Source organism: Microbacterium protaetiae (assembly GCF_004135285.1).
Lineage (GTDB): Bacteria > Actinomycetota > Actinomycetes > Actinomycetales > Microbacteriaceae > Microbacterium > Microbacterium protaetiae.
Genome location: NZ_CP035494.1, coordinates 3489673 through 3509043 on the forward strand (window position 1 = coordinate 3489673; position 19371 = coordinate 3509043).

Here is a 19371-nt window from a genome sequence, read left to right on the forward strand (position 1 = left end):
GGTCGGCGTGCTTCGCGTCGACCTGGAGGGTGTGCGCGCCGACAACACGGGATGGGTGATGGCCAATGGCTTCAAGTGAGCTCGTGACGACTAGGAGTTGACAATCGCGGCCGTTGCTCCTTGCGTTTGGAATCGGGCGCAAGGAGCAACGGCGTGGTTGCGCCGTAGACGGCAGCGCTCACATTTCCTTCGCGACTCCCACATTGAGGCCGACTACCATTCACCCCGCCAGCATGCCCACATATTCGAGCAGTAGTTCAGGACGGGGCTCGGTACCACCAGGAGCTATTGCTCTTGCCTGCTGCGCCCCTCGCGGACGGGCTTATGATTCACCAACAGCCAAAGCAATGGTCCGACGATAGGAACGAGGAGGATAACCACCACCCACCCCAGCGCCTGCATGGTGGTGAGCCGTCTCCCTGCTTTGGCCAGCAATGCGAGTGCGAGTACTGCCAGCCCAACTGCAAGAACAGTGGCCACGGACCAGGCGATGTCGGGAACAGCGGGGGCCAGAGGATTGACTTGGGGCACTCCACAAATTTAGGTCAACCGTACGTCGTCCGCCACCACTCGGTCACTCGTTGGTTTCGTTCCTCGCGTGTTGCGGCGAGCCCGTCGCCGGTCACGGGTGGCGCGGCACCACTGTTGTTCCGATCCTGTCTAAGCCTCGATCCGTAAGCTCTTGAGTGGCCCGGGAGGGTCGGGTGTGGCTGAACCTTGATTGCTGTTTCGGTGGGTCCTGTGAACTGGCCGCTCGACCGTCCGGGGCGCCTTGACTGCTGATTGAGATGTGCGTTTTGGTCGCTGTTTACGGATCTGCCGGCGAGGAGTCCTTCGGGTCGGTGAACGTGTTCACGATCGGAAGGGAGCAAGGTGATGCGACAATCGATTCCTCATGCCCGCTGCCACGGCCTCGAGCGCACGATGTCGGTACCCACCCGTAGGCTGGCCACATGTGCGGACGGTTCGTGGTTGCCGATGCCGGGTCGGAGCTGGTCGGCGTGCTTCGCGTCGACCTGGAGGGTGACGACCTGCCAGCCCCCTCCTACAACATCGCCCCGACCGATCCGGCCGCGATAGTGCTCGACTCCGCCAAGACCGAGCCGCCGACCCGTCGCCTCGAATCGGCACGCTGGGGCCTTGTCCCCTCCTGGGCCAAAGACCTCTCAGTCGGCTCTCGCGCCTTCAACGCCCGCGCCGAAGAGGTCGAAGACAAACCGATGTTCCGCAACGCCCTCATCAAGCGACGCGCCGTGGTACCGGCATCCGGTTATTACGAGTGGAAAACCGCCGAGGGCCTGAAGGTCCCGCACTACATCCACCCGGCCGATGACTCTCCGATGTTTTTTGCGAGTCTCTACGAGTGGTGGAAGAACCCCGCGCTGCCCGATGATGACCCCGCGCGCTGGGTGCTCAGCTTCACCATTCTCACGCGCGACGCGATCGGGCATCTCGGGTCGATCCACGATCGCATGCCACTGTTCCTCGACCCCGATTTCGCCGATGCCTGGCTTGACCCGACCACCGAGAACGTCGGCGACATCCTCGACGCCGCGATCGATGCGGCGCCCGACGTCGCCGACACCCTCACCGACTTTGCGGTGTCCAAGGCCGTCGGCAACGTGCGTAACAACGGTCCCGAATTGATCGAGCCGGCCGAGTGAGTACGGCTGACCGCTCCTACATCCGCACCAAGTCGATGGTGCGACTGGTGGATGCCGCGCGGCATCGCGAGCTCGTGTGTCGATATCCCGTCGACCCCGCAGCGGGGCCCGCACTGTTCCATCGACTCTTGGGCGGCTCAATCGAGCTCGGCGAGAGGGCCGCCGACGCGGCCATTCGCGAAGTCGCCGAGGAGCTGCGGTTCACGGTGACCGAGTTGGAGTTCCTCGGGGTGGCCGAGAACATCTTCACCTTTGAGGGCGAGAACGGCCACGAGATCGTCTTCGTCTATCGAGCACCGGTGCCCTCCGACGTCGTGCCCGACGAAGGGGCCTGGTTCGAAGAGGACGATGGCGCGCCCATGTACGTACTGTGGCGTGATCTCGCTGCCACCACGCCGCCGCTCTACCCCGACGGCGTCCCAGACACCGCGCCTACCCTGGAGGGATGACGACCCTCGCCCCTTCCGCCGTGCTCAGCGGCGTCGAGTGGCGCGCGCTCGAGGCCGCACACCGCGCCCGCGCCGATGCCCTGACGGCGGGCCATCGTGAACGAGCAGCACGCGGCGAGAAGCATCCTGTTGAGGACTTTCTCTTCGCCTACTACTCATACAAGCCGGCGGTGCTGCGCACGTGGCATCCCGGCGTCGGCATCCAGCTCGAAGATGCGGCGGAGCGTGCGCACAAGCGCTGGTATACACAGGGGACGACGCCGGGCAGCGCCCGCGTCGACGCCGCCGCGTACCGCGCCGCCAAGGCCCCGCTCGTCGACGCTGTCACGCGACTTCTGCGCGCCACCGTCGATCGCCCCGCCCGGTTCGGCTGCTTCGGACTGCACGAGTGGGCGATGGTCTACCGACAGCGCGAGCACCGGCATCCGGTTCCCCTGCGCCTCGGCCAGAGCGAGACCGACGCCGTCGTCGAGGACCACGACCTGCGCTGCACGCACTTCGACGCGTTCCGGTTCTTCACTTCCGAAGCTGTCCCCCGCAATTCCGCACCGCTCACCCGCGATGGTCAGGCCGCCAGCGAACAGCCCGGCTGCCTGCACGCGAACATGGACCTCTACAAGTGGGCGGTCAAGCTCGGTCCCCTCGTTCCGGGCGAGCTGCTGCTGGATGCTTTTGAGCTGGCCCGTGACATCCGCTATCTCGATATGCAGGCATCGCCCTACGACATGGCCGCGTGGGCAGGTGAACCGGTGCGCATCGAGACCGCCGAGGGCAAGGCCGAGTATGTGCGCCGCCAACGCGCGTTCGCGGCGCGCGCGAACGCGCTGCGCCAGCGCCTGCTCGCCGCGACCGAGCACTAACTCAGTCTGTGGGGCCGCCTGCACGGCACCCAGGCGCGCGAAGTGGGCATTGTCTGCTCTCGGTCCCACTGCTCAGACTGAGTACGTGCACGCGAAGAGCGCAGAGTACGTGCGCGCAAAGAGCGCAGAGTACGTGCACGCGAAGAACGCAGAGTACGTGCGCTCCCGCCCGACACCGCACGAAACCACCGGGAATGCACCCGATACGGTAGTCATATCGGCTTTTTCATCCCACAGAGGAGACGCACGACCGTGAGCACCGACACCCCGCTGCCCCCCGCCGGCTGGTACCCCGACCCGCAGGGCGGCACCGGTGAGCGCTGGTGGAACGGCGCGGCCTGGTCGACCGAGACGCGCGCTGCCGCGCCGAATGCTCAGCCCGCTGAGCCTTCGGCCCCCGTTGGCTACCCGGGGGCACAGCCGGGCTACGGCACTACGCAACAGGGCTACCCCGGCACCCAGCAGACCTACCCCGGCACCCAGCAGGGCTACCCCGGCACCCAGCAGGGCTACCCCGGCACCCCGCAGACCAACCCGAACACCCAGCAGGGCTACCCCGGAACCCAGCAGACCTACCCCAACACCCAGCAGGGCTACCCCAGCTATGCCCAGGGTGCGCCCGTCGCCGCACCGATCGGCATCTGGCGCTCCCCCGTCGACGACCGCCCCGTCGTGTCGAACCCCATCGACGCGGTCCGCACGATCTTCAGCAAGTACGCACGCTTCGAGGGCCGCGCCAGTCGCGCCGAGTACTGGTGGTGGATGCTGGCGAACCTCGTGATCGCCGTCGCGTGCTACGTCATCGCGTTGGTGCTGATCTTCACGGCCGCCGGCGCCACCGCGGGTTCGGGCCGGTCGGGGTTCGCCGCCCTGTCGGTGTTCGGCGGACTGCTGATGCTGGCGCTCGTGCTGTGGGAACTCGCCGTCCTGGTCCCCGGGCTCGCGGTGCTCGTGCGACGTCTTCGTGACGCCGGCTTCCACTGGGGATTCATCTTCTTGGGCGTGGTGCCCGGCGGCAGCATCGCCCTTCTGGTGATGTGCTGCATGCCCAGCAAGTACCCCTGACAACCAGCCCTGACCGGGCCGCGAGAGGTCTCAGTGCCGCGCCACGATGGCCGCGGCATCGGTACCGCGCGGCAGCACACCGTACTGCCAGCCGCGGTCATCGCCCAGTCGTGCACCGATGAACGCCTCGGCGTCGACATCGGGTGCGTGTCGAAGCATGATGCTGGCCTGCAGGGCCAGGGCGAGATCTTCGGTGAGCCGGCGCGCCGCGGCGGCCGCGGCATCCAAATCGGCGCCCGAGACCTCGCGCAGCAGCGCCAGCGTGCGCGAAGTGTGCGCATCGAGCAGCGGATGCGCGCCGTGCGTGCTCTCCAGCTCAATCTGCAGCGCCGCCGCCGAGTCGGGGTCGCGTGCCAGCGCCCGCAGCACGTCGAGCGCTATCACGTTGCCCGAGCCCTCCCAGATCGCCATGACCGGCTGCTCGCGATAGCGCCGCCCCAGCGGGAACGACTCGATGTAGCCGTTGCCGCCGAGGCACTCCATGGCCTCGTATGCGTGCTGCGGGCCGCGCTTGCAGACCCAGTACTTGGCCACCGGCGTGGCCAGCCGCCGAAGGGCGATGTCGGCGGCCGAGGCGTCGGCTTCGAACGCCTGCGCCAGTCGCAGCCCGGTCAGCATCGCCGCCTCTGACTCCAACGCGAGATCGGCGAGCACCGCCGTCATCGCGGGCTGATCGATCAGATCCCGACCGAACGCGCGCCGCCCACGGGCATGCCAGACGGCTTCGGCGACGCTCTGGCGCATGCCCGCCGACGTTCCCAGCACGCAGTCCAGCCGCGTGCGCTGCACCATCTCGATGATCGTGCGCACCCCACGACCGGGCTCGCCCAGCAGCAACCCGACCGTGCCGTCGAATTCGATCTCGGCCGAGGCATTGGAGCGATTGCCGACTTTGTCTTTGAGCCGCTGGATGCGGAACACGTTCCGCCCGCCGTGCGGCATCACCCGCGGCACCAGCAGACACGACAGTCCCTCGTCGGTCGCGCCGCGCCGGGTCTGGGCGAGTACCAGGAAGGCATCGGACATCGGCGCCGAGCAGAACCACTTGTGCCCGGTGAGCTGGTAGCTGTGCCCGCTGACGTGCACACCGGTCGTGGTGTTGGCCCGCACGTCCGAACCGCCCTGCTTCTCGGTCATCGCCATACCCACGAGGGCACTGGGCTTCTGGTCAGCAGGCAGCAGTCGGTGTTCGTAGCTGCGCGCATACAGCCGCGGCAGCCAGTCGTCGGCGATCCACGGCGAAGCCTTCAGCGAGGCCACCGCAGAGTGGGTCATCGAGATCGGACACGCATGACCGGGCTCGATCTGCGCGAACAGCATGAAGGCGGCCGCCCGCGCCACCGCCGCGCCAGGGCGGGGATCGGCCCATGCCGAGGTGTGCGCACCGTGGGCCACGGCGGCAGCGATGACGCGGTGATACGACGGGTCGTACTCCACCTCGTCGAGCCGAAAGCCCCAGCGATCGAAGGTGTGCGCGACGGGCGGATGCTGGTGGGCGAGCACCGCGTCACGCTGAAAGTCCTCGCTGCCCACGAGTGCGCCGATCTCGTGCAGTTCGGCATCGGCCCACCCGCCGCCGAAGGCATCCACCGCCTGTGTGAGCGCAAGGTTCAGGGCGTACTCGTCGACATCGACGCGCCAGTCGGGCTGGTTCTCCACGAGATGCGTGCCGCCGGGCTGGCGGCCGCGCCGAGTGTGGTCATGCCGTCACGCTACTGCGAACCGCAGCAGCCGATCATCCCCGCTGCGCGGGCTTCCGCGGCCGTCGGTGTTGTTCGTCAGAATCCACAGGCTTCCATCTGCCGCAACGGTGACGTCACGCAGCCGGCCGTACCCCGACAGCACGGGCGAGGGATCACCCACCACGGAGCCACGGTCGGTCACGACGCGCCACAGTCGTTCGCCCCGCAGGCTCGCAAGATACAGCTCGCTTCCGCGGGCTGCCAGACCGCTGGGGCTGGCCTGATCGGTCGGCCACTGCACGAGAGGATCCCGAAAGCGGTCGTCGTGGGCGATGCCTTCCACGACCGGCCACCCATAGTTGCCGCCGGGGACGATCACGTTGAGCTCGTCCCACGTGTTCTGGCCGAACTCGCTCGCCCACATCGTGCCGTCGGCCGTCCATGCAATGCCCTGCACGTTGCGATGCCCATAGCTGTACACGGCGTTGCCGAACGGATTGCCCGGCGCGCTCTGGCCCTGCGGCGTCACCCGCAGGATCTTGCCGTTGAGGCTCGAGGTGTCCTGCGAGTCGGTCGAGCTTCCGGCATCCCCGGTGGTCACGTAGAGCATTCCGTCGGGCCCGAAGGCGATCCTGCCTCCGTTGTGAAAGGTGGCCTTGTGGATGCCGCTGAGCACGACCTCGACCGCGCCCAGGCGGTACGACCCGGCCCGGCCTCTCAGCGGCATCCGCACGACCCGGTTGTCGGAAGACGCGGCGTGGTAGGCGTACAGCCACGTCGTATCGCCGTCGGTGTGCACAGCGATGCCGTTCAAGCCGGCTTCGCCGTCGGCGACCACGCTCGGAACGACGCCCACCTCGCGCACGGTGTGCGCAGCGGTGATCTCGAGGATGGTGCCGTCGTCGCGTTGTGAGACAAGCGCCCCGCCGTCGGGCAGCAGCGCTATCGACCACGGCGCTGCGAGGCCGTCGACGATCGTCGAGGGCGCGGCGCCCGACGGCGCCGTGCCGCCCGACTCGGTCGATGATGGCGCAGTCTCCGACGGCGCATTGGACGTGGGCGCCGCCTGCGGTGCGCACCCGACCAGCGCCACGGCAAGAGTCGCCGCGAGAAGAATCCGAACCATCCGTGCGCGCATAGGTCCCCCGCATCCACCATCCCCCGCCCGCCGACCGCGCGCAATGCTGGCCCTGGCTCACAGGAAAGTGCCAGGATAGGAATGGCCGCACCGACCCCGCCCTTGGAGGCACCCGTGTCCGCACCCGACGAGACCCTGCCCGCCGCATCCACCCTCATCGAGCGCACCGGCATCGAGATCATTCCCGAGTCGCAGCGCACCGCCAAACCACGCGACCTCTTCTGGCCGTGGTTCGCCGCCAATGTGTCGGTGTTCGGCATGTCGTACGGGTCGTTCGTGCTCGGCTTCGGCATCTCGTTCTGGCAGGCCACGATCGTCTCGGTGATCGGTATCGTCGTCTCGTTCTTCTTGTGCGGCCTGATCGCCATCGCCGGCAAGCGCGGCTCGGCGCCGACAATGGTGCTCTCCCGCGCCGCCTTCGGCGTGCACGGACAGAAGGTGCCCGGAATCGTGTCGTGGCTGACCTCGATCGGCTGGGAGACGTTCTTGGCGATCATGGCGGTGCTGGCCACCGCGACGATCATCACGCAGCTGGGCGGCGACGGTGGCGTGGCCGTCAAGATCATCGCCATCGTGGTCGTGGCAGCCCTCATCGTCACCGCGTCGGTGCTGGGCTATCACACCATCATGAAGCTGCAGTCGGTGCTCACCTGGATCACCGGCATCGTGACGATCCTGTACATCATCCTCGCCATCGGGCACATCGACTTCGCCACCGTGCTCGCCCAGCCCGGCGGCAACATCGGGCAGGTCATCGGCGCTCTGGTCATGGTGATGACCGGCTTCGGCCTGGGCTGGATAAACATCGCCGCCGACTGGTCGCGCTATCAGAAGCGCACCGCCTCCGACGGCGCCATCATCGGCTGGAACACCTTCGGCGGTGCGATAGCGCCGGTGATCCTGGTGGTGTTCGGTCTGCTGCTGGGCGGTTCCGACGCCGACCTCGCCGACGGTATCGCGAACGATCCGATCGGCGCTCTCGCCCAGATCCTGCCGGTGTGGGTGCTGGTGCCGTTCCTGATCACGGCGATTCTCGCGCTCGTGTCGGGAGCGGTGCTGGGCATCTACTCGTCGGGACTCACGCTGCTCAGCCTCGGCATCCGCATCCCGCGCCCCTCGGCTGCGGCGATCGACGGCGTCATCCTCACCCTCGGCACCATCTGGGTGGTCTTCTTCGCGCAGAGCTTCCTCGGCCCCTTCCAGAGCTTCTTGATCACCCTGGGCGTGCCGCTGGCCGCCTGGGCCGGCATCCTCATCGCTGACATTCTGCGGCGGCGGCGCGACTATGACGACGATGCCCTCTTCGACGCCAAGGGCCGCTACGGCTCCTGGGACTGGACCTCGATCATCACGATGGTCGTCTGCTCGGTCATCGGCTGGGGCTTCGTGATCAACAACTTCGCCGATGAGGCTGCCTGGAACAACTGGCAGGGATACTTCCTGTTCCTCATCGGCGGCAAAGACGGCGACTGGGCTTACGCGAACCTCGGCGTCTTCTTCGCCCTGGTCATCGGGTTCGTCGTGACCTGGTTTGCGCGCGCCGGCACGATCCGGCGGCAAGAGGAGGGAACGGGGCGTTGAGCGGAGGCGCGGCTGGCGACCGAGCCATGCCGCAGCCCTGGCTCGTCGTCATCGACCCGCAGAACATCTTCGCGTCTCCCGAATCCGCCTGGGGATCACCGTTCTTCGCCGAGGCGATGACGAAGATCCACTCCCTGGCCGAAGCGTTCGGCCCGCGCGTCGTGGTCACACGCTGGTTGCCCACCGCCGACCGCGCGACGGCGTGGGGTGACTACTTCGCCGCCTGGCCGTTCGCGGATGTACCCGCCGACGACCCGCTCTACGGGTTGGTACGGGATGCCGCGGGCCTGTCACCGCGCGCGACGCTGGACCTGCCCACCTTCGGCAAGTGGGGCCCCGAGCTCGCGGCGATCACGGGACCCGCACCGCATCTTGTGCTGTGCGGGGTCTCCACCGACTGCTGCGTGATCTCCACGGCGCTGCCGGCGGCCGATGCCGGCGCGCACGTGCGGATCGTCGCCGATGCCTGCGCCGGCTCGACCGCCGAGAATCAGGCAGCCGCGCTGCACGTGCTCGGCCTGTATCCCCCGCAGATCACGGTGACCGATACGGCCGCGGTGCTGGCCGCGCTCACCCGGTGACGGTGAACTCCGCGGCCAGCAGGTCCTCGTCACGCGATGACGCGCCCACCAGGGCGTGGAAGGCCCCCGGCTCGACCACACGCCGGCCGGCGGCATCCACTATCGTGCACTCGGCGACGGGCAACTCGATGCGCACGCGCGCGCTCGCGCCGGGTGCGACATCGACCTGCCGGTACGCCTTGAGCTCCTTCTCGGCCCAGCTCACCGAGGTGATCTCGTCGCGCACGTACAGCTGCACGGTCTCGCGCACCGGCCTGGTTCCGGTGTTGCGCACAGTGACCTCGGCGACCAGGGCGTCGGTGACCGCCACCTCGGTGCGCGCGAGCACGAGATCTGTGTATTCGACGGTCGTGTAGCTGCGTCCCTGCCCGAACGCCCATGTCGGCGACTGCGTCAGGTCGGCGTAGCGGTCGCCGTGCTGCCCGCGCACCCGGTTGTAATAGACCGGAAGCTGGCCCGCGTGCCGCGCGAACGAGATCGGCAGGCGGCCTGCGGGCTCGACCTCGCCGAAGAGGATTTCGGCGAGCGCACGGCCGCCCTGCATCCCGGGGTTGGCGATCCAGAGCACTCCGGCGGCAGCGTGCACCGATGTCGGCAGCACGAGCGGCTTGGACGCCAGCAGCACGACGACGACCGGAGTACCGGTGGCGATCAACGCATCGAGCAGGGCGTTCTGCCCACCGATCAGCTCCAGCGTGGCCGTGGAGCGGCCCTCACCGACCAGTTCGATGTGGTCGCCGACGACGGCCACCACGACATCGGCGGCAGTGGCGGCCTGCACCGCTTCGGCGATCATCGCCTCGTCGGGCAGACACGGGTGCACGATGGGCGGACGCGGCTGCCCGTCGGGGAAGGTCGCACCCGCCGGGTCGGGCTGCATCGTGAGGATGTCGGCCCCGCGCACATGCGTGATCGTGGAACCGGCGGGGGCGAGGTCGCGAATGCCGTCGAGCACCGTGGTGATCAGCTCGCGCGGCTGTGCGTCGAGCCAGTCGACCTGGCCCGAGCCGCCGGCCCAGTCGCCCAGCTGGAACTGGGCGTCATCGGCGAGCGGTCCCACCACCGCGATGGACGCCGCGCGCGGGGGCAAGGGCAGCGTCCCGTCATTCTCCAGGAGCACGATCGAACGACGGGCGGCTTCGAGGTTGAGCGTGGCGTGCGCGGGTGCACCCACGATCTTCTCCAGACCGGGTTGCGGCAGCCGGGGGTTCTCGAACAGGCCCAGATCGAACTTCAGGGTCAGGTTGCGCGCCACGGCATCGTCGAAGGCGTCGGGCGGCAGCATCCCGCTGCGCACTGCCTCCAGGGCGCCCTCGAAGAACCGCGGTGTCGTCATGATCATGTCGTTGCCGGCACGCACGGCCGCGGCCGCCGCGTGCGTGTCGTCGGGCTGCACATGCTGTTCCCACACCATGCGCCCGACATTGTCCCAATCGGTGACAAGGGTGCCGGTGTAGCCCCACTCCCCCTTCAGCACATCGGTGAGCAGCCATTCGTTGACGGTGATCGGCACGCCGTCCATGCTCTGGTAGCCGAGCATGAACGTGCGGCATCCCTCTCGCGCCACCTTTTCGAACGGCGGCAGGAACCAGCTGCGCAGCTTGCGGCGCGAGATGTCTGCCTCGCTGGCGTCGCGCCCACCCTGCGTCTCGGAGTATCCGGCGAAGTGTTTCGCGGTGGCCAGGATCGCGGTCTCATCGGCCAGGCCCGAGCCCTGATAACCGCGCACCATCGCCGCGGCGAGTTCGCCGATGAGAAACGGGTCTTCGCCGAACGTCTCGTTCACCCGACCCCAGCGCAGATCGCGGGCGATGCACAACACCGGTGAGAAGGTCCAGTGGATGCCGGTGGCCGCGACTTCGACGGCCGTGACGCGGGCGACCCGCTCGAGCAGTTCTGCGTCCCAGCTCGCGGCGAGCCCCAGCTGAGTGGGGAAGATCGTCGCGCCGGGCCAGAAGGAGTGCCCGTGGATGCAGTCCTCGGCCACCAGCAGCGGAATCCGCAGTCGAGTACGAGCGGTCAGCTCGTTCGCCTGCACAATGCGCTCGGGCGAGGTGTGCAGGATCGAGCCGACATGCCTGCGCAGCACGGCGTCGTCGAGATCGCCGCGGGCGTCGAGCTGCAGCATCTGCCCGATCTTCTCCTCGAGCGTCATCCGTGCGAGCAGGTCGGTGACCCGCTCGGCGGTCGTCAACGAGGAGTCGAGGTATGGGAGGGTGTCGGATACGAGGCTCATGCCTGACTTTCTCTTGCAGTTCCGGGTGATGTCTTGACGGCGGTGACGGCGGAGTTCGCGTTCAGCCCGCGCTTCTTCAGCGCGCGGGCGCGTTCGCCCGCCGACCGCAGCCGCGGATTCACGTATTCGTCGATGCCGAAGTTGATGAGCGAGAGTGCCATGCCCAGCAGCGCAATGCACAGTCCGGCCGGGATGTACCACCACCAGTAGTCGGGGAATGCGCCGTTCTGCTGCGCCCAGAACAGAATCGTGCCCCAGTTGAGGTTGGTGATCGGGATGACGCCGATGAACGCGAGGGTGGTCAGACTCAACACCGCCGCGGTCACGGTGCCCACGAAACTCGATGCGATGATCGCCAACAGGTTGGGGAGCATCTCGATGAAGATGATGCGCCGAAGTGGCTCACCGTTGGCACGGGCCGCCTGGATGAAGTCGCGGTTGCGCAGCGACATCGTCTGCGCACGGAGCACGCGTGCACCCCACGCCCAGCCGGTGATCGCCAACACCGCCGAGATCAGCAGCAGCGGCGGATTCTCGAACTGCGAGGCCACGATGATGATCAGCGGCAGACCGGGGATCACGAGGAACACGTTCGTCAGTGCCGACAGCGACTCGCTGCGCCACCCACGCACGTATCCCGAGAGCACTCCGATGATGATCGCGATGGCGGTCGCGATGATACCGGCGAGGAACCCGACCACGAGCACACCGCGGGTGCCGTAGATGATCTGGCTGAAGATGTCCTCGCCCATGTGTGTCGTCCCCAGCAGGTGGTGCCACGAGGGAGGTTGCCGCAGCGCCGTGTAGTCCTTCTCCAGCGGACCGTACGGGGCGAGCAGATCCTGGAAGATCGCCACGAGCACGAACACGCCGAGAATGCCCAGCCCCACCACCGACTTCGGGTTGCGGAACATCGAGAAGGCAGCCCCGAGCTGCCCGCGAAGCGTCTTGCGGTCTGATGCCGCCAGTGCGGCGGCTTGCGTTGCTGCCATGGTTCAGCCCTCCAGCTGGCGAGTGCGGGGATCGAGGATCGCGTAGGCCACGTCTGCGAGGATGTTCGCGACGAGCACCGTCAGCGTGATGACCAGGAACAGCCCCTGCATCAGCGGGTAGTCCTTCGCCGTCGTGGCATCCAGGAGCAGCTTTCCGACGCCGGGATACGAGAACACCAGTTCCATCACTATGGTGCCGCCCACGATGAACCCGAGCGACAGCGCGAAGCTCGACAACTGCGGCAGCATCGCATTGCGGGCCGCATATCGCCACAACACCTGCCCTTGGGGCAGGCCCTTGGCCTGGGCGACGGTGACGAAGTCCTCGTCGAGAACGGTGATCATCATGTTGCGCATGCCCAAGATCCAGCCTCCCAGCGACGCGACGACAATGGTCAGCGCCGGAAGCGTCCCATGGACGATGACATCGCCGATGAACTGGAATGTGAATGCAGGATCGGCCCCTTTTCCGTACGCGTGAGACGCCGGGAACCAGCCCAGAGACGACGCGAAGACCGCTATCGCAATCAGGCCCATCCAGAAGTACGGCACCGTGGAGAAGAACGTCGCGAACGGCACGACAAGGTCGGCCTTGCTGCCGCGCCGCCAGCCGATGATGGCGCCGAAAGCGGTGCCCAGAACGAACGAGATGATCGTCGCCAGGCCCACCAAGCCCACGGTCCACGGCAGTGCGGCGCCGATGACGTCGGTGACCGGCGCCAGACCGCGCGAGAACGACCTGCCGAGGTCGCCGTGCAGCAGCAGACCCCAGTACTGGATGTACTGCTGCCACAGCGTCATGTCGTTGTCGAGTCCGAACAGGATCTTCAGCGAGTCGATGGCCTCGGGACTTATCCGACCCTGGTTGGAGGCGATGTAGGCGCTGACCGGATCGCCCTTCATCATGCGCGGAAGGAAGAAGTTGATGGTGATGGCGGCCCATGCCGTGAACAAATAGAACACTGCGCGGCGTAGGAAGAATCTCATGACCGGCCCTCCTGTGCGGTACCGAACAGCGCGTGCGGGTCGGGGGACGCATCGCGCAGGGCGCGGGTGTAGGGATGCTGCGGGTCGAGGATCACGTCGTCGGCAGGGCCGCGCTCAACGACCTCGCCGTGGTGCAGCACCATGATCTCGTCGCTGAAGTGGCGCGCGGTGGCCAGGTCGTGCGTGATGTAGAGCACGCCCAGCCCCGACTCGCGCTGCAGGTCGGCCAGCAGCGTGAGCACACCCAGTCGCAACGAGACGTCGAGCATCGACACCGGTTCGTCGGCGACGAGCAGAGCCGGCCGCGACGCCAGGGCGCGCGCTATCGCGACCCGCTGTCGCTGCCCGCCCGACAGTTCATGCGGACGGCGATCGATGACCGCCGGGGCGTCGAGCTGCACACGTTCGAGAAGCCGCATGACTTCGTCTTCGACCTCGTCTGCCGCAACGACGCGATCCAATTGCAGGGGCCGCTGAATGTGGTAGCGAATGGTTCGCGCAGGGTTCAGCGATGCGAACGGGTCCTGAAAGACCATGCGCAGCTGCTGACGGTACCTGCGCAATCCCTTGCCGCTGCGCGGGATCGGCACGCCGTCGATCAAGATGTCGCCGTTGGTGGGTCGCTCAAGCTGGGTCAGGATCTTCGCGATCGTGGACTTGCCGCTGCCGCTCTGGCCGACCAGCGCGATCGTCTGCCCCGAGTTGAGTGTGAAGCTGACATCGTTCAGGGCGAGAAGCTCCCCCGACCCACGGACCCGATACTTCTTGGTGACGTGTGAGAACTCCAGGGTGGTCATCGCGTCTCCGTTCCTGCGCCGACGCGGCCCGCATACGTGCCGCGTGCCCCGGTGAGGCTCGGGAACGACGAGAGCAGTCGTTGCGTGTAGGGATGCTGCGGCCGGCGATACATCTCTTCGGCCGCGGCGAGTTCGACGATCGCGCCGTCTTTCATGACCGCTATCCGGTCGGAGATCTCCAGCAGCAAGGGCAGGTCGTGCGTGATGAAGATGACCGAGAAGCCGAACTGGTGGCGCAGTTCCGAGATCTTCTGCAGGATCTCCCGCTGCACGAGAACATCGAGCGCTGTCGTCGGCTCGTCCATGACCATCAGCTGGGGGCGCAGCGCCAACGCCATCGCGATCATGACGCGCTGTCGCATCCCGCCCGACAGCTCGTGGGCGAACGAACGCGCGCGCTGGCTGCCCACTCCGACGAGATCGAGAAGCTCGCCCGCAGCCGCAACCCGTTCGCGCCTGCTCATTCCGGGCCGGTGCACAGCGAACACGTCTACAAGCTGGCTGCGGATGTTGGCGACCGGGTTCAAGGCGTTCATGGCGCCCTGGAACACCATCGACACCTTGTCCCACCGAAATTGCTGCAGCGCCCTCGCATCGAGGGCGTTGATGTCGACGCTGCCACCGTCGGCGTCGTGGAACGTGACGCTGCCGGCAGTGATGACGGCCGGAGGGCGCAGCAGTCGTTGGATGCCGTAGGCGAGGGTCGTCTTGCCGCTGCCGGACTCGCCGGCCAGGCCCAGGATCTCACCGCGGCGCAGGGTCAACGAGACGTCGCGGACCGCCTCGACGGGCGGTTCCACGTCGTAGACGATGGAGTACCCGGCCACCGTCAGCACGGGATCATCGATCACAGAGTCGTTCACAGGTCTTCTCTCGGGGTCGACGTGGAGGGCGGGCATGCCGCCCGCCCTCCACGTACCGGGGGGTCAGGACGCCGGCTTCAGCTTCGTGAGGATCAGCGCCGCGGTGGGCTGGGTCGGGTCCGGCGAGATGTACGGGTCATCTGCACTGGGCCAGCCGACGTAGTTGCGCGTGTTGTACTGTCCGATGAACGGTCGCGTTCCCACGGCCATGCCCGGCACGTCATCGACGAAGATCTTCTGGACCTTCTCCAGGGCGGCCTTGCGCGTTGCGTCATCGGTCGCCGTGGCGAACGCCTGCAGCGCTGCGGTGGCTTCCTTGTTGTCGTAGCGGCCGAAGTTGTAGTTGGCCACTTCGCCCTTCGGCTTGAGGAAGCGCCCATCCATGATGTTCGAGTACAGGTCGTAGGGGGTCATCCCCGTGTCGGTCCAGTGCAGGATCGCCTGGAAGTCGCCCTTGGCGATGGCGTCGAGCCAGCTGTCCGCATCGGGCGTCTGCACGCTCGCGTCGACACCCAGAGCCTTCACCGAGTCGGAGATGAGGCTGATTCCGGTCACATAATCGTTCCACCCCTGCGGCACCTTCAGTTCGAAGGTCACGGCCTCACCGTCTGGGTCAACGAGCTTGTCGTTCTTCCAGGTGTAGCCAGCGTCGGTGAGCACCTGCTTGGCGCCGTCCACATCGACCGTGAGTTTCTTGCCCTGGAACTCCGGCGAGATCCAGCTGTCGCCGGCCGGACTGGGCAGCGCGGTGACAGAGTCGAGCACCGGCACGCCGCCTTCACGCGCGATCGAGGCGTGCTTCTCGCGATCCATGACCATGTTCACTGCTTTGCGGAATGCCACGTCATCGAAGGGTTTGGTCTGCGTGTTCACAAACATCGCGTCGATTCCCAGGCCGGCTGCAGCCCAATACACGTTGTGGTCGGGATCCTTGTCGATGAAGGCCGACTGCACGTTCGGAATGAACGCCTGCGCCCAATCGGCGTCGCCGCTGGCCAGTGCCGTCGTCAGTGCCGTGTTGTCGTTGTACGAGACGTAGTACAGCGTGGGCACGGCGAGCTTTCCGCCCCAGTAGTCGTCACGGGCGGTCAGCTCGACACTCTGCGTGGTGAACTTCGACAGCACGTACGGGCCCGTTCCCACCGGATCTTTGTTGGTCTCGGTGGTCGGGTCGGCGACCTTCTCCCAGATGTGCTTGGGAACGATGAACTTGTGCAAGACCTTGTCTTGCTTCACGTACATCGGGTTGTCGAAGGTGATGGTGGCGGTGTCACCGTCTTCAGTGACGTCTTTGATCCCCAGCGCGGTCAAGTCGAGTTGAGGCTTGTCTTTGAGTAGCTGGAACGTGTATGCGATGTCGTCGGCGGTGAAGTCCTCGCCGTCGCTCCACTTCACGCCCGACCGGGCGGTGACCGTGAGCGCCGTGTACGTGTCGTTCCAGTCGAGCTTCTCGGCCAGCCATGGCGTGATCTCGGTATCGCTGCCCACGAGATTGACCATGGCCAGCGGCTCGTAGATCGCGTTGGCATACCCGAGCGTCATCGCCGACGCGTTGCTGATGAACGGGTTGTTCGACTCGGTCGTGATGGCGCCGTCTGGCTTGGCGATGGTGAGAGCGGCACCCTCTTCGGGCGACGCATTTCCCCCGCCCCCGCCGGAACAGCCGGCCAAGGCGAGTGCGGCGACGATCCCCGTCGCCGCGAGAGCGAATCTGAGCCTCATTGCTTCTCCTTTTTCGGTGGGGCGAACCGCTGCCCCGCTGTGTTACTTACTTTCTCGCCAGTAAGTTAGGTGAGAGATTACTGGAGAGTAAGTTGGGTGGTCAAGTCCGACTTCTGAAGGGGGCCGAATGCCCGGGTCACATGGCGGTGGGGTGCGCTCGCGTCCCGAGACCGAGCGCAAGCGCACCGAGATCCTCAAGGCCGCGATCGAGACGTTCGGCGCGAAAGGATCCACCAACGGCACGCTCGCCGACATCGCCGAGCAGGTGGGAATGACCCACGCCGGCGTGCTGCACCACTTCGGATCGAAACAGAATCTGCTGCTCGAGGTGCTCTCCTACCGCGATGCCAGCGACGTCGAAGACCTCGATGAGAAGCACATCCCCGACGGCCCCGCGTTGTTCCTGCATCTCGTGCGCACAGCGTTCGCGAACGCGCACCGACCAGGCATCGTCCAGGTGTACACGGTGCTCTCCGCCGAGTCCGTGACCGACGACCACCCCGCGCGCGAGTTCTTCGAGAAGCGATACGCCACCTTGCGCCGAGAGGTGGCCGACGCATTCCGTGTTCTCTGCGCGCGCGCCGGAGTGAAAGAGCCCGCGACCGTCGCCGCGGCATCCGCCAGCATCCTCGCCGTCATGGACGGTATTCAGCTGCAGTGGCTCCTCGACCAGAGCGCCGTCGAACTCGGTGAGGCCAGCGAATTCGCCATCCGCGCGATAGTGAACGGCGTGCTGCATCCCGGTCCTGAGTTGGGCAGCTACGCCGACTGAGTTCGCAAGAGTGCGCGACGCCGTGTCGTCAAGGGGGCAGCCAACCCACCCCACGCGTGGCATCGTGTGAAGGTATCCGCCTGGCAAGTGAAAGGATGCCCCATGTTCGCGCGCTTCGAGACGCCCGAAGAGCTCTTTGCCTATCGGCTCGGTTCGGCCCTGACGATGGAGAACGATTCTCTTCAGATGCTCGCCGACCTTGAGAAGGCGGCGCTCTCCGAAGACGTGAGGGAGATGTTCCGACACCACGCAAGCCAGACACGCGACCAGATCGACAACCTGCACGAGATCTTTCGTGTCCTCGGCCTGACGATGACCGAGGCGCGATCGCCCACCACGAAAAAGCTCGTCAAGGAGGGCAACGCGCTTCTGCGCAAGGCGGATGAGAAGCTGCGCGACGACATCGCCGTCGCCGCAGCGCTACGCGCAGAGCACCACGAGATCTCGGCCTACCAGAGCCTGGTCGCCAGCGCCCGGCGGCTGCACCCGGCCCAGGTGGTGCATCTGCTCTCCGCCAACCTCGAACAGGAGCAGCACACCAGCGAAGAACTGGCGGCCAAGGCCAAGGAGCTGGCACGCACGATGTGATCGGGTCACGTCGTCGCCGACACCGCCGTGGCCGATCCTTCGACGCTGGTCGGCCCTGCGTCGATGTGCTCGGCCACCAGCTGAATGCCGCCCGAGGTGTTCGCCGAGTTCGCCAGATCATGGATCCATTCCCGGCTCAGCTCGGGCGGTTCGGGATCATTGAAGACGAATCGCAGCGGAATCGACGGATGGAGCCAGATGGTCGAGCGGCCGCGCGGCTCGTCTTCGTGATGCTGCCAAGACAGCGTGAAGCTCTCACCCCGCCGCAGTTTCGTGGCGATGACGACCTTGAGGTGCGCCAGCGCGCGGTCGTCGATATGGATGGGCATGCTTGGCCCGCCGTAGTACATAGTGCCCATGAGGTAACCCTAGGCGTCGCGCAGCACGAAAGCGCCGGCGGCCTCGATTCTTCTCATTCGGGCGCGTCTTCTGCGGGGTGCCCATCCGAATAGTCGGGGCGTTCGGGCTGCTCGGGCTGCGTCTGTCCCTCGCCGCCCTCCCGTCCGCCATACGGGCGGCCATGATCAGCGAACTCCTCTCGCATGAAGACGAAGGTCCAGTCGCCCAGCGTGAAGCGCGCACCGGTGCGCAAGACCTCGCCGTCCTGCCCTTCTGCTGTTGACATGGGTTGCAGCCGCGCATTCGTCTCGCCTGCCGCATGCGGCACGAAGACGAACTCATCGCGGTCGTCGTGTCGGATTTCGCCCGCGATCGGATCGACACCCTCGAGGCGAATATCCGCGTCGGCCGCTGAGCCGATGGTGATGAGTTCACCCCGCAGCTCCTCTTCGTGATGCCGATCTTCTCGCGAGACGATCAGTCGCGGATTGCCGGCACCCCACTCGGCGTGGGTGGTCGTCGGATGTGACATGTGTTCCCCCTGAACTGATGGCAGCGTGCGCTGACGGGATTCGTCTCTTTCAGTACACCGCCCCGACAAGGCGCGCCGCCAGGGGATTGACATGGCGCGCCAGATGACTCCCCGCCAGATATGGTGAGGCGTGGCGCCGTCGTCGATCCAATTCGGCAGGTTCCTCTTCCGGCATATCCAGGAGGGTTCATGGGCAAGTTCATCTATCAAGAGTCAGTGAGCGTAGAGATCGAAGACCGTGCGCTCGCACATCTGCAGGTGGTGATCCTCGACAAGCTGCGCCGAGCGGAGTCGTTTGCCTTCAGCTGGCGTGAAGACACCAGCATCGGCGACGGCCGCACGACAGTGTGGGTCAACGCTGCCTCTGCACTCGTCTTCAAATACCACGGCAGCCGGTCGCCACAGCTCGATCCGGATTGGCTCGAAGCGCTGGCCAGCGTGGCCAACAGTCCGTCTGGCCTGCGCCTGGTCCCCCAGCCCGGGCCCGCTAACGGCACCAACGCATGACCGACGCCGCGGACCG

General features: G+C 66.5%; 20 protein-coding genes. 9 read left to right on the forward strand and 11 right to left on the reverse strand.

Annotated elements, in window-relative coordinates; all coding sequences use genetic code 11:
• Nucleotides 1-285: 285 nt before the first annotated feature.
• Nucleotides 286-531 (reverse strand): PLDc N-terminal domain-containing protein, encoded by a 246-nt coding sequence (locus tag ET475_RS18295; RefSeq protein WP_129392691.1) that lies wholly within the window; start codon nucleotides 529-531, stop codon nucleotides 286-288.
• Nucleotides 532-953: 422 nt separating this feature from the next.
• Between ET475_RS18295 and ET475_RS16275 the strand changes: the two genes are divergently transcribed.
• The 4 genes from ET475_RS16275 (at nucleotide 954) to ET475_RS16290 (ending at nucleotide 4038) form a co-directional block, all read left to right on the forward strand.
• Complete coding sequence (locus tag ET475_RS16275; RefSeq protein ID WP_129392695.1) at nucleotides 954-1664, forward strand: SOS response-associated peptidase; 711 nt, start codon at nucleotides 954-956, stop codon at nucleotides 1662-1664.
• Nucleotides 1661-2113 (forward strand): NUDIX hydrolase, encoded by a 453-nt coding sequence (locus ET475_RS16280; RefSeq protein ID WP_207205372.1) that lies wholly within the window; start codon nucleotides 1661-1663, stop codon nucleotides 2111-2113. The genes ET475_RS16275 and ET475_RS16280 overlap by 4 nt, the downstream gene beginning before the upstream one ends.
• Entirely contained in the window at nucleotides 2110-2973 is an 864-nt protein-coding gene (locus tag ET475_RS16285; RefSeq protein ID WP_129392698.1) for a 3-methyladenine DNA glycosylase, read from the forward strand. The genes ET475_RS16280 and ET475_RS16285 overlap by 4 nt, the downstream gene beginning before the upstream one ends.
• A 252-nt stretch (nucleotides 2974-3225) precedes the next feature.
• Nucleotides 3226-4038, forward strand: a complete 813-nt coding sequence (locus ET475_RS16290; RefSeq protein ID WP_129392701.1) for a DUF805 domain-containing protein — start codon at nucleotides 3226-3228, stop codon at nucleotides 4036-4038.
• 30 nt (nucleotides 4039-4068) lie between these two features.
• On the opposite strand, the gene ET475_RS16295 is transcribed toward ET475_RS16290, so the two are convergent.
• Nucleotides 4069-5697, reverse strand: coding sequence for an acyl-CoA dehydrogenase family protein (locus tag ET475_RS16295; RefSeq protein WP_129392704.1), 1629 nt, complete (start codon nucleotides 5695-5697; stop codon nucleotides 4069-4071).
• 48 nt (nucleotides 5698-5745) lie between these two features.
• The gene (locus ET475_RS16300) at nucleotides 5746-6846 is read right to left on the reverse strand and encodes a PQQ-dependent sugar dehydrogenase (RefSeq protein WP_242497676.1); all 1101 of its coding nucleotides are present in this window, start codon (nucleotides 6844-6846) and stop codon (nucleotides 5746-5748) included.
• 93 nt (nucleotides 6847-6939) lie between these two features.
• Here ET475_RS16300 and ET475_RS16305 point away from each other — a divergent pair, with 93 nt between their 5' ends.
• Both ET475_RS16305 and ET475_RS16310 read left to right on the forward strand, forming a co-directional pair.
• Nucleotides 6940-8439, forward strand: coding sequence for a purine-cytosine permease family protein (locus tag ET475_RS16305; RefSeq protein WP_129392710.1), 1500 nt, complete (start codon nucleotides 6940-6942; stop codon nucleotides 8437-8439).
• Nucleotides 8440-8465: 26 nt separating this feature from the next.
• On the forward strand, nucleotides 8466-9020 hold the full coding sequence (locus tag ET475_RS16310; RefSeq protein WP_129392713.1) for a cysteine hydrolase family protein: 555 nt from the start codon (nucleotides 8466-8468) through the stop codon (nucleotides 9018-9020).
• Here ET475_RS16310 and ET475_RS16315 read toward each other — a convergent pair.
• The 6 genes from ET475_RS16315 to ET475_RS16340 are packed head-to-tail and all read right to left on the reverse strand — an operon-like array spanning nucleotide 9010 to nucleotide 16617.
• Entirely contained in the window at nucleotides 9010-11256 is a 2247-nt protein-coding gene (locus ET475_RS16315) for an exo-beta-d-1,3/1,6-glucosidase (RefSeq protein WP_129392716.1), read from the reverse strand. The two genes, ET475_RS16310 and ET475_RS16315, sit on opposite strands and share 11 nt — an antisense overlap.
• Entirely contained in the window at nucleotides 11253-12248 is a 996-nt protein-coding gene (locus ET475_RS16320; RefSeq protein ID WP_129392719.1) for an ABC transporter permease, read from the reverse strand. The genes ET475_RS16315 and ET475_RS16320 overlap by 4 nt, the downstream gene beginning before the upstream one ends.
• A 3-nt stretch (nucleotides 12249-12251) precedes the next feature.
• Nucleotides 12252-13235: an ABC transporter permease gene (locus tag ET475_RS16325; protein ID WP_129392722.1), complete on the reverse strand. Its 984-nt coding sequence runs from the start codon at nucleotides 13233-13235 to the stop codon at nucleotides 12252-12254.
• Entirely contained in the window at nucleotides 13232-14032 is an 801-nt protein-coding gene (locus tag ET475_RS16330; protein WP_129392725.1) for an ABC transporter ATP-binding protein, read from the reverse strand. The genes ET475_RS16325 and ET475_RS16330 overlap by 4 nt, the downstream gene beginning before the upstream one ends.
• The gene (locus ET475_RS16335; protein WP_422879922.1) at nucleotides 14029-14931 is read right to left on the reverse strand and encodes an ABC transporter ATP-binding protein; all 903 of its coding nucleotides are present in this window, start codon (nucleotides 14929-14931) and stop codon (nucleotides 14029-14031) included. Before ET475_RS16335 ends, ET475_RS16330 begins: the two co-directional genes overlap by 4 nt.
• A 27-nt stretch (nucleotides 14932-14958) precedes the next feature.
• Nucleotides 14959-16617, reverse strand: a complete 1659-nt coding sequence (locus tag ET475_RS16340; protein ID WP_129392728.1) for an ABC transporter substrate-binding protein — start codon at nucleotides 16615-16617, stop codon at nucleotides 14959-14961.
• Between the two features lie 127 nt (nucleotides 16618-16744).
• Between ET475_RS16340 and ET475_RS16345 the strand changes: the two genes are divergently transcribed.
• The gene (locus ET475_RS16345) at nucleotides 16745-17389 is read left to right on the forward strand and encodes a TetR/AcrR family transcriptional regulator (protein WP_129392731.1); all 645 of its coding nucleotides are present in this window, start codon (nucleotides 16745-16747) and stop codon (nucleotides 17387-17389) included.
• 102 nt (nucleotides 17390-17491) lie between these two features.
• Nucleotides 17492-17977, forward strand: a complete 486-nt coding sequence (locus ET475_RS16350) for a YciE/YciF ferroxidase family protein (protein WP_129392734.1) — start codon at nucleotides 17492-17494, stop codon at nucleotides 17975-17977.
• Nucleotides 17978-17982: 5 nt separating this feature from the next.
• Here ET475_RS16350 and ET475_RS16355 read toward each other — a convergent pair whose 3' ends face one another.
• Entirely contained in the window at nucleotides 17983-18336 is a 354-nt protein-coding gene (locus ET475_RS16355) for a DUF7882 family protein (RefSeq protein ID WP_129392737.1), read from the reverse strand.
• Between the two features lie 53 nt (nucleotides 18337-18389).
• Nucleotides 18390-18848 (reverse strand): FHA domain-containing protein, encoded by a 459-nt coding sequence (locus tag ET475_RS16360; RefSeq protein ID WP_129392740.1) that lies wholly within the window; start codon nucleotides 18846-18848, stop codon nucleotides 18390-18392.
• Nucleotides 18849-19037: 189 nt separating this feature from the next.
• Between ET475_RS16360 and ET475_RS16365 the strand changes: the two genes are divergently transcribed.
• On the forward strand, nucleotides 19038-19355 hold the full coding sequence (locus tag ET475_RS16365) for a DUF7882 family protein (protein ID WP_129392743.1): 318 nt from the start codon (nucleotides 19038-19040) through the stop codon (nucleotides 19353-19355).
• The last annotated feature ends 16 nt before the right edge of the window (nucleotides 19356-19371 follow it).

Excerpts from the sequence above, each read along its gene's own strand:
- ET475_RS16325 (WP_129392722.1), bottom strand. The coding sequence starts at position 13,235 with ATGAGATTCTTCCTACGCCGCGCAGTGTTCTATTTGTTCACGGCATGG.
- ET475_RS16360 (WP_129392740.1), bottom strand. The coding sequence starts at position 18,848 with ATGTCACATCCGACGACCACCCACGCCGAGTGGGGTGCCGGCAATCCG.
- ET475_RS16365 (WP_129392743.1), top strand. The coding sequence starts at position 19,038 with ATGGGCAAGTTCATCTATCAAGAGTCAGTGAGCGTAGAGATCGAAGAC.
- ET475_RS16340 (WP_129392728.1), bottom strand. The coding sequence starts at position 16,617 with ATGAGGCTCAGATTCGCTCTCGCGGCGACGGGGATCGTCGCCGCACTC.
- ET475_RS16315 (WP_129392716.1), bottom strand. The coding sequence starts at position 11,256 with ATGAGCCTCGTATCCGACACCCTCCCATACCTCGACTCCTCGTTGACG.
- ET475_RS16350 (WP_129392734.1), top strand. The coding sequence starts at position 17,492 with ATGTTCGCGCGCTTCGAGACGCCCGAAGAGCTCTTTGCCTATCGGCTC.
- ET475_RS16285 (WP_129392698.1), top strand. The coding sequence starts at position 2,110 with ATGACGACCCTCGCCCCTTCCGCCGTGCTCAGCGGCGTCGAGTGGCGC.
- ET475_RS16345 (WP_129392731.1), top strand. The coding sequence starts at position 16,745 with ATGCCCGGGTCACATGGCGGTGGGGTGCGCTCGCGTCCCGAGACCGAG.
- ET475_RS16355 (WP_129392737.1), bottom strand. The coding sequence starts at position 18,336 with ATGGGCACTATGTACTACGGCGGGCCAAGCATGCCCATCCATATCGAC.
- ET475_RS16335 (WP_422879922.1), bottom strand. The coding sequence starts at position 14,931 with ATGCCCGCCCTCCACGTCGACCCCGAGAGAAGACCTGTGAACGACTCT.
- ET475_RS16275 (WP_129392695.1), top strand. The coding sequence starts at position 954 with ATGTGCGGACGGTTCGTGGTTGCCGATGCCGGGTCGGAGCTGGTCGGC.
- ET475_RS16300 (WP_242497676.1), bottom strand. The coding sequence starts at position 6,846 with ATGGTTCGGATTCTTCTCGCGGCGACTCTTGCCGTGGCGCTGGTCGGG.
- ET475_RS16320 (WP_129392719.1), bottom strand. The coding sequence starts at position 12,248 with ATGGCAGCAACGCAAGCCGCCGCACTGGCGGCATCAGACCGCAAGACG.
- ET475_RS16330 (WP_129392725.1), bottom strand. The coding sequence starts at position 14,032 with ATGACCACCCTGGAGTTCTCACACGTCACCAAGAAGTATCGGGTCCGT.
- ET475_RS16310 (WP_129392713.1), top strand. The coding sequence starts at position 8,466 with ATGCCGCAGCCCTGGCTCGTCGTCATCGACCCGCAGAACATCTTCGCG.
- ET475_RS16305 (WP_129392710.1), top strand. The coding sequence starts at position 6,940 with ATGGCCGCACCGACCCCGCCCTTGGAGGCACCCGTGTCCGCACCCGAC.